Source organism: Bradyrhizobium sp. Bra78, assembly GCF_024519855.1.
GTDB lineage: Bacteria > Pseudomonadota > Alphaproteobacteria > Rhizobiales > Xanthobacteraceae > Bradyrhizobium > Bradyrhizobium japonicum_G.
In genome coordinates this window covers 133838-148301 of sequence record NZ_JALJRE010000018.1, presented here as the reverse complement: position 1 = coordinate 148301, position 14464 = coordinate 133838, and the positions used below count along the sequence as shown (strand labels likewise).

Below are 14464 nucleotides of genomic sequence, written 5' to 3'. Positions count from 1 at the left end.
CAATGCCCCCGCAGAAAACGACCCGATGTCGCGAACTTCTGGTTCAGGACACTAGCTCGCCTCCGCCAGCCGTACCGTCTCGCTGCTGCGATAGATCGCGAGGTCGCGCGAGCCGACGAAGATCGCGCGCGGCTTCAATCCGTAGAAGCGGCGGATCGAGTGGCTGAAATGGGTCGAGTCGGGATAACCGATGTCCTGCGCGAGATGGGCGAGGTTGAGGTCCTGGTTGGCGAAATGCAGCAGGTGCCGCGCGCGCTTCCAGGCGCGGAAGGACCGGAATGAGATGCCGGTCTCTTCCTTGAACAGATGCAGGAAGCGCGACGCCGAGAGCCCCGCTTCGGCCGCACAAGTATCCGCGGTCACCGGCTCTCCGGAGAAGCGGCCGATGCGGGCCACTGCGCGCATCACGCGCGGGTCGAGCACGCGGCGCGGCAGCGCCTCGCCAAAACACATCTCGTCGAATTCGGCGGTGGTGATGTCGTTATAGCGGCGCTGGCGCAGCAACGTATAAGCGGCGAGGATCTTGCGGGCATAGACGGCCTTGTCCGGTCCGGTCAGCCGCTCAGCCAGAGCCTCGATCACGCCATCCGGCAAGCTCTCGGGCTCGAGCGTCACGCTGATTGCGGTGCGGTAGTCGCTGGCGATGGAATGCCGCTGGTTCGGCAGGGTGACGAACAGCTCGCCGGTGGCGAGGGCGTCGTCGATCGTCAGATGCAGGCTGCCTTTGACCGCCACGTAGACGTGACAGCAGCCGGGCGTCCGCTTGCGGGGGCGGCCGAGCAGGCCGGCATAGAACACCCGCTCCGGCGTGATCAGCATCAGATGGTCGGATTCGCGACCGTTATCTTCCATGGGGATCCTCCTCGCGCGGCTCTTTGGCCGCTGCGGACGGAGATCACCTTAGCCTAAATTCGGGCGGTGTCACGGCGGGATAGCGCTGTCATGGCGCGCAAAAGGTCAGCATTCCCGGGCGGCTGTCGAACCGCATCCGGAACCCTTCAACAGTCGTCGTCCCGGCCTTACGCCGGGACGACAAGTCTTAGGCCCTTACCCTCGGCACAATGTTCTGCTCGATCCCGGCCTTCTGCTCTGCAGCAACCGCGCGCTTGAAGCCGTCGCGCTGCTGCAAACGCGCCCAATAGGCTGCGACATTTGGCCCAAAATCCTTGGCCAGCCCGATATTGTCGGCGAGGCGGAGCGCATAGCCGATCACGACATCTGCGGCGGTGAAGCGGCCGGCACACAGGGTTTCGGCATTTGCGGTGGCGGCCTCGACGGCGCGCAGCCGGCCCAGAAACCATTTGGCGTAGTCGCCGGCGACCTGCGGATTGCGGCGCTCCTCCGGCTCGAGCTGGGTGTATCGGAGCACCAGCGTTTGCGGGAAGGTTAACGTGGCGTCGCTGAAATACATCCAGTTCAGGAAGGCGCCATAGGCGGGATCCTCCGGACCGACCATCAGCGGCGTCGGCCCGTGCTTGATGCCGAGATAGTGGCAGATGCCGGAGGACTCGGTCATCTTCGTCTCGCCGTCGATCAGGAAAGGGATCGTGCCAAGCGGATTGATGCCGAGATAATCCTTGGCAAAGACCCTCGGCGGGAACGGCAGCATTTTGAGCTCATACGGCAGCCCCATCTCCTCCAGCATCCAGAGCGGGCGGAACGAGCGCGCGGCGTCGCAGTGATAGAGCGTGATCATCAGGAACTTCCCTTGCTGCCGGGCAGCGTGCCCATCATCTTGCACAGGACCATCAGCATGACCTCGTCGGCGCCGCCGCCGATCGAGGTCAGCCGGCCGTCGCGATAGGCGCGGCTGACCGGCGTCTCGTTGGTAAAGCCCATTCCGCCCCAATATTGCAAGCAGGCGTCGGTGAGCTCGCGGCCGAGCCGGCCGGCCTTCAGCTTGGCCATGGTCGCAAGCTTCGTCACGTCCTCGCCGGCGACCAGCTGCTCGGCGGCGCGATAGATCAGCGCGCGCAACAGCTCGACCTCGGTCTGCATCTCCGCGAGCTTGAAGTGGACGACCTGGTTGTCGAGAATCGACTTACCGAACGCCTTGCGGTTTCTCGTGTATTCGATCGTTTCATTGATGATGTATTCGTGCGACTTCAGGCAGGCGGCGGCGCCCCAGAGCCGCTCCTCCTGGAACTGGATCATCTGGTAGGTGAAGCCTTTGCCCTCCTCGCCGATCCGGTTGCGCTTGGGCACGCGGACATCGTCGAAGAATATCTGCGCGGTGTCGGAGGAGCGCATCCCCATCTTGTCGAGCTTTCGCGCGACGGTGACGCCCTTGGTCTTCATGGGCACGCAGATCAGCGACTTGTTGCGGTGAACGGGCCCGTCGCCGGTGTTGGCGAGCAGGCAGATCCAGTCAGCCTGTGTGCCGTTGGTGATCCACATCTTGCCGCCATCGATGACGTAGTCGTCGCCATCCGAACGCGCGTTGGTCTTGATCGAGGCGACGTCCGAGCCCGCGCCCGGCTCGGAGACACCGATGCAGGCAACGAAGTCGCCCGAGATCGAGGGGCTGAGAAACTCGCGCCGCACCTCGTCCGAGCCGAACCGCGCCAGCGCCGGCGTCGCCATGTCGGTCTGCACCCCGATCGCCATCGGCACGCCGCCGCAGGTGATGGCGCCCAGTTCTTCCGCCATCATCAGCGCGTAGGAATAGTCGAGACCCGAGCCGCCGAACTCGAGCGGCTTGTTGAGGCCGAGAAAGCCGAGGCTGCCCATTTTCCTGAACAGCTCGTGCGCCGGGAAGATGCCGGCCTTCTCCCATTCATCGACATGGGGGTTGATCTCGCCCGCGATGAATTTTTGCAAGCTCCGGCGGATCTCGTCGTGGTCGGCGGTGAATAGCATTCTCTCTCCATCGTCATTCCGGGATGGCCCGAAGGGCCAGGCCCGGAATCCATAACCACGGCTGGTGGTTATGGATTCCGGGCTCACTCGCTTCGCTCGCGCCCCGGAATGACGCAAGGAAGAATACTCACAGCCCCATCTGCCGCGACGCCAGATCCTTCATGATCTCCTCGGTGCCGCCGCCGATGGCGTTGACCTTGACCTCGCGGTAGATGCGCTCGGCCTTGATACCGCGCATGAAGCCGGCGCCGCCGAAAATCTGCACGGCCTCCGAGGCGCAAAACGCCATGGTCTGCGTCGCCTGATTCTTCATCATGCATATCTCGGCGACGGGGCTTTCGCCCTGCTCCAGGCGCCATGCCAGCATTTCCAGCATTGCCTGACTTGCGGCGACCTTCTGCGCCATGTCCACGATCTTGTGGCGGATGACCTGGTGCTGCGCCAACGGCTTGCCGAACGTCTTGCGCTCCTTGGCGTAGGCAATCGCCTCGTCGAGGCAGACACGCGCGAAGGCGGTGCAGCTCGCCGCCATGCCGATGCGCTCGCTGTTGAAATTCTGCATGATGATCTTGAAGCCCTGGCCTTCCTCGCCGATCAGGTTTTCGGCCGGCACGCGGCAGTCGTCGAAATGCAGCGTCGCGGTATCGGAGGCCCACCAACCCATCTTCTTCAGTTTTGTCCGCGACAGGCCGGGCGTATCCCCCTCGATCAGGAGCAGGCTGACGCCACCGGCACCCTCGCCGCCGGTGCGCACCGCAACGGTCAGATAATCGGCGCGCATCCCGGAGGTGATGAAGGTCTTCTCGCCGGTCACGACGTAGTGATCGCCCTCGCGCCGAGCCCTGGTCCGCAGATTGGCGACGTCCGAGCCGCCGCCCGGTTCGGTGATCGCAAGAGCGGAAATCTTCTCGCCGGCGAGCACCTGCGGCAGCACGCGCGCCCTAACCTCCGGGCGCGCCGCCCGCGCGATCGGCGGCGAGCCGATGGTGTGGCTCATCAGGCTCGCGCTGATGCCGCCGGCGCCCGCCCGTGCCAGCTCCTGGCTCGCCACGATCTTCATGAACTGGTCGGCGGCGATCCCGCCATATTCCTCGGGGAATCCAAGTCCCAACAGGCCGATCTCGGCCGCCTTGCGATAGAGGGCGCGGGGAAATTCACCCGCTTCGTCCCATTCATGGGCAAACGGCGTAATCTCCTTCTCGACGAAGCGGCGCATGACGTCGCGGAAAGCGTCATGCTCGGCGGTGTAGAACGGGCTCGTCATCGCACTCCTGCCTCGTTGACGGATTCGTCTCGCCCACCATCGCTGGAACATTGGCGGTTCACTTGCGCGGAGTGGCTGGCTGCGGCCATGGCGACAATCTAGCAACTCAACGCAAGACGATTTTCGTCACTCACAGGCCAACTCCTGGTCAAAAAAGTGGTGCACAAAACTCCGGCTGGCCTCCCTTGGCCACGCCGGGCATGGTGCACGGCAATAGAGCGCAGGCGGCACAAGACCGCCGAGGGAGGGATTTTTGGCCGTTCGTTACTACGATTGGATCGCCCACCATCGCCGCCGGTCACCTGATAAGGTTGCGGTGATCGATCTGGCGAGCGAGCGCCGCTTCACCTATGCGCAACTCGACGTCCGCATCTCGCGCCTCGCCTCCTTCCTGCGTCACACGCTGGAAGTCTCGCGCGGCGACCGCGTCGCGGTGCTGGCGCTGAACACCACCGATACGCTGGAGGTGCAGTTTGCCTGCGGCCGGCTAGGCGCGATCTTCGTGCCGCTGAACACGCGTCTCACCGTTCCCGAGCTTCAGTTCATCACCGGCGATTGCGCGCCGAAGGTGATGATCCACGACGTCGAGCTGGCCGAGACGGCGCTTGCCGTCGCAAAACTCTGCGGCATCGCGACCAGCCTGCTGCTCGGTCCCGGCGGGAGCTATGAAGCCGGCATCGCGGCCGCAAGACCGCTCGCGGCGATCGAGGAGGTCACGCTCGATGACGTCTCGACCATCATGTACACGTCGGGCACCACTGGGCATCCGAAGGGCGCGACCATCACCCATGGCATGACCTTCTGGAACTGCGTCAATCTCGGCGGCCCGGCCTGCATCGGACCGTCTTCGGTGCTGCTCACCGTGCTGCCGCTGTTCCACACCGGCGGACTCAATTGCTACACGAATCCGGTGCTGCATGCCGGCGGCACCGCGATGATCATGCGCGCCTTCGATCCCGGCATGGCGCTCGGCCTGATCAACGATCCCGCGCAGGGCATCAACGCGTTCTTCGGCGTGCCCGCGATCTACCAGTTCATGGCGCAGCATCCGGCCTTCGCGACCACCGATCTCGGCCGATTGATCGTCGGCGGTGTCGGCGGCGCGCCGATGCCGGTGCCGCTGCTGAAAGCGTGGGAAGCGCGCGGCGTCGCGCTCCAGCAAGGCTACGGCATGACCGAGACCTCGCCGGCCGTGCTGGTGCTGGATCGCGAAGATGCCGCGCGCAAAGCCGGCTCCGCGGGCAAGCCGGTGCTGCACACGGAGGTCCGCATCGTGCGGCCCGATGGCAACGATGCCGATGTCGGCGAGCTCGGCGAGCTCTGGGTGAAGGGGCCGAACATCACGCCCGGCTACTGGAACAGGCCGGAGGCCAACAAGACGTCCTTCACCGACGGCTGGCTGCACACCGGCGACGCAACGCGCGTCGACGAGGAAGGCTTCTACTACATCGTCGACCGCTGGAAGGACATGTACATCTCCGGCGGCGAGAACGTCTATCCGGCGGAGGTCGAGAACGTCCTGCACCAGCTCGACGCCATCGCCGAAGCCGCCGTGATCGGCATTCCCGATCCGCAATGGGGTGAAGTGGGCCTTGCCATTGTTGCGGTCAAGCCGGGACAAAAGCTGACCGAGGCCGATGTCATCGCGCATTGCGCGGCCAATCTGGCGCGTTTCAAATGCCCACGCCAGATCCGCTTCGTCAATGCGCTGCCACGCAACGCAACCGGCAAGATCCACAAACCGACCTTGCGCAAGGAATTCTCGGCGGCCTCGGAAGTCGACAAGAAGGCCGCCAACGCCTGATCGGAGCGCCCCTTGCGGGCGCTTTTCTTTTTTGCGTGCCTGCCCAGAAGAAACCCAAAGAAACCCCAAGGAATTTTCATGAACAAGAAACTGACACTGCTTGCCGCAGCAACAGCGATGACGCTGCTTGCAACCCAATCCGCCCAGGCGCAAAAGAAATACGACACCGGCGTCACCGACACCGAGATCAAGATCGGCAACGTCGAGGCCTATTCCGGTCCAGCTTCCGCCTACGGCGTCATCGGCAAGACCGAGGAAGCCTATTTCAAGATGATCAACGACCAGGGCGGCATCAACGGCCGCAAGATCACCTGGATCTCCTATGACGACGGCTATTCGCCGCCCAAGACCGTGGAGCAGGTCCGCAAGCTGATCGAGAGCGACGAGGTATTTTTGATCTTCAACGCGCTGGGCACGCCGACCCAGACCGCCGTGCAGAAATATCACAACGCCAAGAAGGTGCCGCAGCTGTTCCTCGCCACCGGCGCCAGCAAGTGGAACGACCCCAAGAACTTCCCCTGGACCATGGGCTTCCAGCCCAGCTACCGGGTCGAGGCACAGATCTTCGCAAAATACATCCTGAAGGAGAAGCCGGACGCCAAGGTCGCGATCTTCTATGCCAACGACGATTTCGGCAAGGATTACCTCGCCGGCATCAAGGACGTGTTCGGCGACAAGGCATCGAAGCTGATCGTGGCCGAAGAGAGCTACGAAACCTCGGAGCCTTCGATCGACGCCCATATCGTCAAGCTCAAGGGCACCGGCGCCGATGTTTTCGTCAACATCGCGACCCCGAAGTTCGCGGCGCAGGCCATCAAGAAGATCGCGGAGCTGGAGTGGAAGCCGATGCACCTGATGACCGACGTCTCGGTGTCGATCGGTGCGGTGATGAAGCCCGCCGGCCTCGAGGCCTCCGAAGGCGTGCTGTCCGCCGGCTATCTGAAGGACGCGTCGGATCCGCAGTGGAAGGACGACGAGGGCATGAAGAAGTTCATGGTCTTCATCGACAAGTACATGCCCGGCGCGAACATTTCCGACGCCAATCTCGTTTACGCCTATGCAGCAGCCCAGACGATGGTGCAGGTGCTGAAGCAGTCGGGCGACAACCTGACTCGTGAAAACGTGATGAAGCAGGCGGCCAGCCTCAAGGACTTCGTGCCCGACACGCTGATCCCGGGGATCAAGATCAACACCTCCGCCACGGACTTCGCGCCGATCGAGCAGCTCAAGATGTGGCGGTTCAAGAAGGGCCAGTGGGAGCTGTTCGGCGACATCATCACCGCCGAGACCGGAGGCTAGCTCACCTCGATTGGACAGGTCTCAACGAAATAGCGGCCGAAAGGCCGCTATTTTTTATGTGCGCTCGGCGGGCGAGCTATCCCGGCAGGAAGAGCGCAAAAGACTCGTCGATCGTGCGGCGCAAGTGACCGCGATAAAGCGCATGGTTGGCGTCATCAGGCGCGACCCGTCCCAGCGACGGCTTCGGGACATTCCTGAGCGGCACATAGGCGATCGGCGCAGCGATCGGCGTCAGCTGCGAGCCGGGCCCGGCGCGGAGCGTCGAGATGATGCCGTACATTTCGCCGGCAACCGTCGGCCGCGACACCGTGATCACGCGATGCTGTCCGTGCTTTATGATGACGAGATAGATGAAGCCGGACTGATGCGGCACTGCGACCTCGCCGGTGTGCTCATAGGCGGCATCGGTTCGCTCACCTTCGCGGAACACCAGTGACGAGACCCTCGGCTCCCAGACGATCTCGGTGCGGTAGGCGAAGATCGCGTCCTTGTCCCCGAACGACGGCCGCAGCGTGATGTAGACGTCCTCGAGCCAGGTCACCGCGCGATGGGCGTAGGAGCCAAGGCTGTCGGGCGCGACATCGCTTGCGGCCGGAGGCGTCATCACGACGACGCTTTTGCGCAAGGAGACGCCCAGCGCCTGCTCCAGCCGCACCGTCGTCGCCAGCGTGAACGGCCGCCGCCCGCCAAGGACCTTCTCCAGCGTCGACAGGCTGAGCTTGGCCTGCTCGGCCAGCGCTTGCCGGGAGATCCGGCGTCTGGCGAGCTCCTCGCGAATAGTCTCCGCGACCTCGCGGCTCTGCTCGTCCGAGAGCTGCTTGTCGGTGAATTTGTCCTGCATCTGCATCGTGGCCCTGCTCCAGGACGGCCATCCTAGCAGGGCGGACAAACCAGCACAAAACCGCACCTGGCCATCCCGGCGGCGGCCGATCCAGGCCGACCGCGGCGGAACATTGCCGATCATTCTGCTCGCGAAATCGCCCGCTCCCGACCGATGCTCTGCAACGTCAAACACCTTCGGGAGCAAGCCAAATGGACAATTACGACGCGGTCGACAGCAACGAACACCCCTGGCTGGGCAGACTCATTGTGGTCGGACTGTTCCTTCTGGCGCAGGGCATCGCGGTGATGCTGGTCGCCTTCGTGGCCCTGCTGGTGAGCTTCGAGCCGGGCTGGTCGGCGACGACGGAGCAGGCCAGCCTGCTCCAGCCCCGCGATGCCCGATCCGGCACCCTCCTCCTCAAAGAAGACGGCGCCACCATCGAAGCGATCCGCCTCGGCATCGATATCGACGTCACGGTCTCCGGCCCGACGTTGCGCGCCCGCGTCACGCAGGTATTCCGCAACCCGACCAAGGACTGGGTCGAGGCGACCTATGTCTATCCGCTTCCCACCGGCGGGGCCGTCGATACGCTGAAGATGGTGGTCGGCGACCGCGTCATCGTCGGCGACATCAAGCAGCGGCAGCAAGCGCGCGTGATCTACGAAGAGGCGCGACGCGCCGGCCAGAAGGCCGCGCTCACCGAGCAGGAGCGGCCGAACATCTTCACCAACTCGGTCGCCAATATCGGCCCCGGCGAAACCGTGCTGGTACAGATCGAATATCAGGAGCAGGTGCAGCAATCCGCCAACGAATATTCGCTGCGCCTGCCGCTGGTGGTCGGGCCACGCTACAATCCGGCGCCGATCGTGCAGAGCGTCGACTTCCGCAACGATGGCTCCGGCTGGGGCGCGACGACGTCGGACCCGGTGCCGGACCGCGACCGCATCTCGCCGCCGGTGCTGGATCCTGCCCGGAATGCGCCGGTCAATCCGACCAGCATCACGGTGCACCTGAAGGCCGGGTTTGCGCTGGGCGAGGTCAAGAGCCTTCACCATAACGTCAAGATCGAGAGCCCGGACAGCACGACACGCGTGATCACGCTTGCCGATGGTGCCGTGCCAGCCGACCGCGATTTCGAGCTGACCTGGAAACCGGCCGCGGAGAAGGCGCCGTCGGTCGGCCTGTTCCGCGAGCATGTCGGCGACGCCGACTATTTGCTCGCTTTCGTTACACCGCCCACCACCGAGCAGGCGACGCAGAAGCCGCTGCCGCGCGAAGTCGTGTTCGTGATCGACAATTCCGGCTCGATGGGCGGAACGTCGATCGTACAGGCCAAGGCCAGCCTCACTTATGCGCTCGCTCGTCTCCAGCCGACCGATCATTTCAACGTCATTCGCTTCGACGATACCATGGACGTGCTGTTTCCGACCTCGGTGCCGGCGGATGGCACGCATGTCCGCGAGGCGACTTCGTTCGTCGATGCGCTGCAGGCGCGTGGCGGCACCGAGATGGTGCCGGCGATGCGTGCAGCGCTGACCGACAAGCTCGGCGACACCAGCATGGTTCGCCAGGTCGTGTTCCTGACCGACGGCGCCATCGGCAATGAGCAGCAATTGTTCGAAACGATCACGGCGATGCGCGGCCGCTCACGTGTGTTCATGGTCGGCATCGGCTCCGCGCCCAACACCTACCTGATGACGCGCGCCGCCGAGCTCGGCCGCGGTGCCTTCACCCATATCGGCTCCGTCGAGCAGGTCGAGGAACGCATGCGCGGCCTGTTCGCCAAGCTGGAGAACCCGGCGGTGACCGGCCTCAGTGTAAGGTTCTCCGAAGCCAAGGCCGACGTCACACCGGCGATCATTCCGGATGTCTATCGCGACGAGCCGCTGGTGCTGGCGGCAAAGCTCGACAAGCTCGCGGGCTCGCTCGAGATCAAGGGACGCGTCGGCGACCGTCCGTGGTCGGTGTCGCTGCCGCTGCAGAACGCAGCCGAAGGCAAGGGCCTGTCGAAGCTGTGGGCGAAGCGCAAGATCGGCGACGCCGAAGTGGCGCGCACCATGCGGGAACTCACGCCGGAGCAGGCCGACAAGGCGATCCTGGCGCTGGCGCTCGACCATCAGATCGTCACGCGACTGACGAGCCTCGTCGCGGTCGACAAGACGCCGAGCCGTCCCGAAGGCGAGCCGCTCAGGCTCAGCGAATTGCCGATCAACCTGCCGGCCGGCTGGGACTTCGAGAAGGTCTTTGGCGAGCAGCCGCAGGTGCCGGGTCAGTTGCGCGAGCGCCATGCCGATGCGCGCAATCAACCGACGGCAAGGCGGCCAACACCAGCTTCACCCGATGGGATCCGTCTGCCCAAGACCGCAACCTCGGCCGAGCTGAAGATGATCGCAGGCCTGGTCCTGATCGTGCTTGCCCTGGTCCTGTTCGTGTTCAACCGGCGTCAGACCTTGCTCACTGACGCCGCTTGAGAGAGGAGCCCCCCAAACTCCTCTGTTAGCGCGCGCGGCTGCCCGTCCCACACCAACGGCCGCGCGCGCCTTTTTCGAAATGACGAACGAGAGACACCGATGACCCGCTTCGTCTCTCCCCTGGTCCTGGCGCTGATAGGCATCCTCCTGTTCGGCGACGGCGCCTACATCCACGCCAAGGCCTGGCTCGCGCAGGTGCTGCTGCAGCGCGCGTTCGACAGGAGTGTTGCGACCGGCGAAGTGGTCAAGCCATGGTCATGGGCCGACACCTGGCCCGTCGCGCGGATCGAGGTAAAGCGGATCGGCGCCAGCGCGATCGTGCTGGAAGGCACGAGCGGCCAGGCGCTCGCTTTCGGTCCCGGCCATATCCTCCAAACGGCTGACGCGGGCGAGCGCGGTGTTGCCGTCTATGCCGGCCATCGCGACACGCATTTCCGTTTCCTGCGAAACGTCGCCATCGGAGATATCATCGAGATCACCCGTCGCGACGGTAGGCAGTTCCGCTATCGCGCGGACGCCTCGGCCATCGTCAGCTTCGATGAATCCGGCATCGATCCCACGGCGCAGGATTTCCAACTCGTGCTCACCACGTGCTGGCCGTTCGAGGCGGTGACGCCCGGGCCCGAACGTTATGTCCTGCATGGCGTCCTGATTGGCGTCGATAAAGATGAATAAGTGCGATGCATCGCTCATTCCATCACGCGGCATACCATGTGGTTGCCAGTCCGAAGAACTCGCCATAGAACAGAGTGACGCACCGCCAACAAGAACAACAGGTGAGGTCACGCCATGGAAGCTCGCGTATCTGCTGCGTCCGGTTCTTCGCGCCCATGGTCTCCAACGCCCGACGCCAGCGACATCGTCAAGGGCATCCACGCCATGCTGCACCCGCACAACATCGTGCTGGTGGGCGCGACCGACAAGCCCGGCAACTATGCCGAGCGCATCTGGAACAATCTGGTCAAATACGGCTTCGAGGGCGGACTCTATCCGGTCAATGCCAAGCGAGAGACCATCTGGGGCGTCCCCTGCTTCAAGGATTTTGCCAGCCTCCCGGAGAAGCCAGATCACGTGCTGGTGCTGGTGCCGGCGCGCTTTGCGGTGCAAGTGATCCGCGATGCCGCAGCGGCCGGCGCGCGCTCGGCCACCATCGTCACCTCGGGCTTCAGCGAGTTGCAGGATGAGCAGAGCCAGAAGCTCGCGGCCGAACTGCAGGCGGCCGTGCGCGAGACAGGCCTGGCCGTCACCGGCCCGAATTGCCTCGGCAATCTGAGCGCTGGCGAAAAGCTCTTCACCAATATCGACGACCGGATCGTCACCATGGAACAGGGCGCGGTGGCGATCGCCGGACAATCCGGCGCCATCGTCATGGCGATCCGCCAGGCGCTGGAGGATCGCGGCGTCGGAGTGGGCTACATGGTGACGACCGGCAACGAGGCCGGGCTCGAGACGCCGGACCTGATGCGCTATTTCGCAGAGGATCCGAGCATCAAGGTGATCGTCGTCTATCTCGAGGGCGTGCGCAACACCAAGGCGTTCCGGGAGGCCTGCAAGGCTGCACGTGCCGCGAGCAAGCCGGTGATCGCGCTCAAGCTCGGCGCGTCCGAGGGAGGCCGCGCGGCGGCGATGGCGCACACCGGAGCGCTCGCAGGCTCGATCGAGACATTCGATGCCGTTGCAACGCGCGAGGGCGTGATCCGGGTTGGCGGGCTCGACGAACTGATCGAGACCACCGAATGCTTCGTTCACTCTGTCGTGCCCAAAGGCGACCGGCTCGCCGCGGTCACGCTGTCCGGCGGCAAGCGCGGCATGCTGATCGATGCCTTCTACGCGGAAGATCTGAACTTCGCGCCGCTGAGCACGCATGTCAGCTCGGAGCTTGCGAAAATGCTCGGGCCAGGCTCGATCGTCGGCAATCCGCTCGACGCCGGCTTTGCCGCGGTGGTCGATCCCTCCGTCTACATGAAGTCGATCGAGCTGATGATCGAGGATCCCGATATCGACATCGTCATCATCGATGCCGAACTGCCGAAAGCGCCGCACGAGCTGCGTGAGCGCAATCTGCGCATCGTCAACGAGATGGCGAGCCGGGCCGGTAAGCCGGTGATCTACATCAGCGCGATGTCGATCGGCTTCACCGAGTTCACCAAGTCCCTGCGCAAATCGCTGCCGCATCTTGCAGTGATGCAGGGCATGGACCGCGCGGTGACCGCGATCAGGTCGCTGCTTGCCTATGCCAAGCTTCGCAAGGAGGTGCCTGACATCGCCTCGAGCTCAAAGCCTGCCGCGCGTGCCGTGCTGGAGAAGGCGCTGAGATCGGCAACCGGCGCCGCGCTCGACGAGGTCGCCTCGAAGAAGCTCCTGAAAGCCTACGGCATCCCGATCTCGAAGGAGGCGATCGCGCAGACGGCAGCCGAGGCCGTGAAGATCGCCAAGCAGATCGGCTTCCCGGTCGTGGCAAAACTCGTCAGCGCCGAGATCCTGCACAAATCCGACATCGGCGGCGTGGTGCTGAATCTCACCACCGCGGCCGAGGTGAAGAAGGCGTTCAGCGACATCACCGCGCGCGTGAACAAGCTGAAGGGCAAGCCGAAGCTCGACGGCATCCTGATCGCGCAGCAGGTCAAGGCCGATCTCGAGCTCGTGGTCGGCGCCTCGCTCGATGCCGAGATGGGTCCGGTCGTGCTGTTCGGCACCGGCGGCATCGACATCGAGCTGATGAAGGACGTGGCGCTCGCCGGAGCGCCGCTGGACGAGGCCGAAGCGCGACTCCTGATCGGTCGCACCAAGGCCGGTATCAAGATGCGCGGCTATCGCGGCAAGCCGGCCTTGCACGAGGCTTCCGCCGTGAAGGCGCTGGTCGGCCTGTCCAATTTGATCGCGGATGCCGGCGACCGGATCGCCTCGATCGACATCAATCCGTTCCTGATCAATGCCAGGACGGGCGTCGCCGTCGATGCCCTCATCGTCCTGAACAATGCCGCGGCAAAGCGTGCGGCCGGGCATTGACGTCGCGGAAGGCGGGTTACGCTTCCCTAACCTGCCTTACCTAGAATCGCGGCCATTCGGGCTCCTTCCAACTTTCCTGCTTTGGCCGTAGAATCGCCCCTGATGGCACGCGCGAGCAATCTGGTGATCGGAACGGCGACGCTGGCGGTGATCGCCGTGGCGTTCGGCGGCCTGCTCGGCATGCAGAAATGGCGCACCCTCCAGAGCCGCAGCCAGTTGCGCGTGGTGTTCGAGGGCGGCTCCGCCAGCGGATTGCGGCGCGGCGGGCCGGTCAATTTCGACGGCGTGCCCGCCGGCCAGATCCTGTCGATCAAGCTGGACAATCCCCGCAAGGTCGTGGCGCTCGTATCGCTCGATAACGCCGCGCCGATCCGCAAGGATACCGTGGCCGGCATCGAGTTCCAGGGCCTCACCGGAGTCGCCGCGGTGTCGTTGATCGGCGGCGCCCCCTCCGCCCCGCCGGTACCCCTCGACTCGGACGGCGTCCCGGTACTGACCGCCGATCTCAGCGATGCCGAATCCATCGTCGACACCCTGCACAGTGTCGACCGCACGATCGTGAGCAATGCCCCGGCGATCAAGGAGGGCCTGCGCACGTTCGAGACCTACACCGCCGATCTCAAGAGCAAGGGCGACGAAATCGATTCCGTCATGGCCAAAGTCGACAGTGCCTTCGTGGGCTTCGACAAGGCTGTCACGAAGATCGAAGGCGTGGTGCCCGGCTTCGTCGACGGCAAGGCCGACGAGCTGTTCGAAAAGGTTCAGGGACTGCGCGAGCTCGCCGACACCATGAAGAAGAAATCGGCGAGCTACCTCGACGACATCCGTCGCTCGCTGCTCGACGTCAGCGAGGCCGCCAACAAGATGAGCGGGACGCCCACACCCGCCGCCGCACCGCGCCCGCCGCGCAAGCCGGCGCAGAAGAAGCGGTAGCG

Annotated in this window: 11 protein-coding genes; 6 read left to right on the top strand and 5 right to left on the bottom strand. The window is 64.3% G+C overall.

Features of this window, described 5'->3' with window-relative positions:
• Nucleotides 1-51 precede the first annotated feature (51 nt).
• The 4 genes from OC450_RS31085 to OC450_RS31070 all read right to left on the bottom strand — a co-directional run bounded on the left by OC450_RS31085 (nt 52) and on the right by OC450_RS31070 (nt 4123).
• A complete protein-coding gene (locus OC450_RS31085; protein WP_211384055.1) occupies nt 52-852 on the bottom strand; it encodes an AraC family transcriptional regulator in 801 nt (266 codons plus the stop codon).
• Between the two features lie 187 nt (nt 853-1039).
• Complete coding sequence (locus tag OC450_RS31080) at nt 1040-1696, bottom strand: glutathione S-transferase family protein (protein WP_211384054.1); 657 nt, start codon at nt 1694-1696, stop codon at nt 1040-1042.
• Nucleotides 1696-2859: an acyl-CoA dehydrogenase family protein gene (locus tag OC450_RS31075; protein ID WP_211384053.1), complete on the bottom strand. Its 1164-nt coding sequence runs from the start codon at nt 2857-2859 to the stop codon at nt 1696-1698. Before OC450_RS31075 ends, OC450_RS31080 begins: the two co-directional genes overlap by 1 nt.
• A gap of 127 nt (nt 2860-2986) precedes the next feature.
• Nucleotides 2987-4123: an acyl-CoA dehydrogenase family protein gene (locus OC450_RS31070; protein ID WP_262049272.1), complete on the bottom strand. Its 1137-nt coding sequence runs from the start codon at nt 4121-4123 to the stop codon at nt 2987-2989.
• Between the two features lie 253 nt (nt 4124-4376).
• Here OC450_RS31070 and OC450_RS31065 point away from each other — a divergent pair, with 253 nt between their 5' ends.
• Together OC450_RS31065 and OC450_RS31060 are read left to right on the top strand one after the other, a co-directional pair.
• Complete coding sequence (locus OC450_RS31065) at nt 4377-5927, top strand: acyl-CoA synthetase (protein ID WP_262049271.1); 1551 nt, start codon at nt 4377-4379, stop codon at nt 5925-5927.
• Between the two features lie 78 nt (nt 5928-6005).
• A complete protein-coding gene (locus OC450_RS31060) occupies nt 6006-7226 on the top strand; it encodes an ABC transporter substrate-binding protein (RefSeq protein ID WP_256808631.1) in 1221 nt (406 codons plus the stop codon).
• A 76-nt stretch (nt 7227-7302) separates the two neighbouring features.
• Here the strand turns inward: OC450_RS31060 and OC450_RS31055 are convergent, their stop codons facing one another.
• Nucleotides 7303-8073 (bottom strand): transcriptional regulator, encoded by a 771-nt coding sequence (locus tag OC450_RS31055; protein ID WP_211384049.1) that lies wholly within the window; start codon nt 8071-8073, stop codon nt 7303-7305.
• Nucleotides 8074-8258: 185 nt separating this feature from the next.
• Between OC450_RS31055 and OC450_RS31050 the strand changes: the two genes are divergently transcribed.
• From OC450_RS31050 to OC450_RS31035, 4 genes are all read left to right on the top strand, one after another.
• Complete coding sequence (locus OC450_RS31050) at nt 8259-10520, top strand: marine proteobacterial sortase target protein (RefSeq protein ID WP_262049270.1); 2262 nt, start codon at nt 8259-8261, stop codon at nt 10518-10520.
• A gap of 99 nt (nt 10521-10619) precedes the next feature.
• Entirely contained in the window at nt 10620-11195 is a 576-nt protein-coding gene (locus OC450_RS31045; RefSeq protein WP_262049269.1) for a class GN sortase, read from the top strand.
• Between the two features lie 114 nt (nt 11196-11309).
• Entirely contained in the window at nt 11310-13529 is a 2220-nt protein-coding gene (locus OC450_RS31040; RefSeq protein ID WP_256808625.1) for an acetate--CoA ligase family protein, read from the top strand.
• A 102-nt stretch (nt 13530-13631) separates the two neighbouring features.
• Nucleotides 13632-14462 (top strand): MlaD family protein, encoded by an 831-nt coding sequence (locus tag OC450_RS31035; protein WP_211384045.1) that lies wholly within the window; start codon nt 13632-13634, stop codon nt 14460-14462.
• Nucleotides 14463-14464 lie beyond the last annotated feature (2 nt).

Coding starts and splice junctions, on each gene's coding strand:
- OC450_RS31040 (WP_256808625.1), top strand. CDS start 11,310: ATGGAAGCTCGCGTATCTGCTGCGTCCGGTTCTTCGCGCCCATGGTCT.
- OC450_RS31060 (WP_256808631.1), top strand. CDS start 6,006: ATGAACAAGAAACTGACACTGCTTGCCGCAGCAACAGCGATGACGCTG.
- OC450_RS31070 (WP_262049272.1), bottom strand. CDS start 4,123: ATGACGAGCCCGTTCTACACCGCCGAGCATGACGCTTTCCGCGACGTC.
- OC450_RS31035 (WP_211384045.1), top strand. CDS start 13,632: ATGGCACGCGCGAGCAATCTGGTGATCGGAACGGCGACGCTGGCGGTG.
- OC450_RS31045 (WP_262049269.1), top strand. CDS start 10,620: ATGACCCGCTTCGTCTCTCCCCTGGTCCTGGCGCTGATAGGCATCCTC.
- OC450_RS31050 (WP_262049270.1), top strand. CDS start 8,259: ATGGACAATTACGACGCGGTCGACAGCAACGAACACCCCTGGCTGGGC.
- OC450_RS31085 (WP_211384055.1), bottom strand. CDS start 852: ATGGAAGATAACGGTCGCGAATCCGACCATCTGATGCTGATCACGCCG.
- OC450_RS31075 (WP_211384053.1), bottom strand. CDS start 2,859: ATGCTATTCACCGCCGACCACGACGAGATCCGCCGGAGCTTGCAAAAA.
- OC450_RS31055 (WP_211384049.1), bottom strand. CDS start 8,073: ATGCAGATGCAGGACAAATTCACCGACAAGCAGCTCTCGGACGAGCAG.
- OC450_RS31080 (WP_211384054.1), bottom strand. CDS start 1,696: ATGATCACGCTCTATCACTGCGACGCCGCGCGCTCGTTCCGCCCGCTC.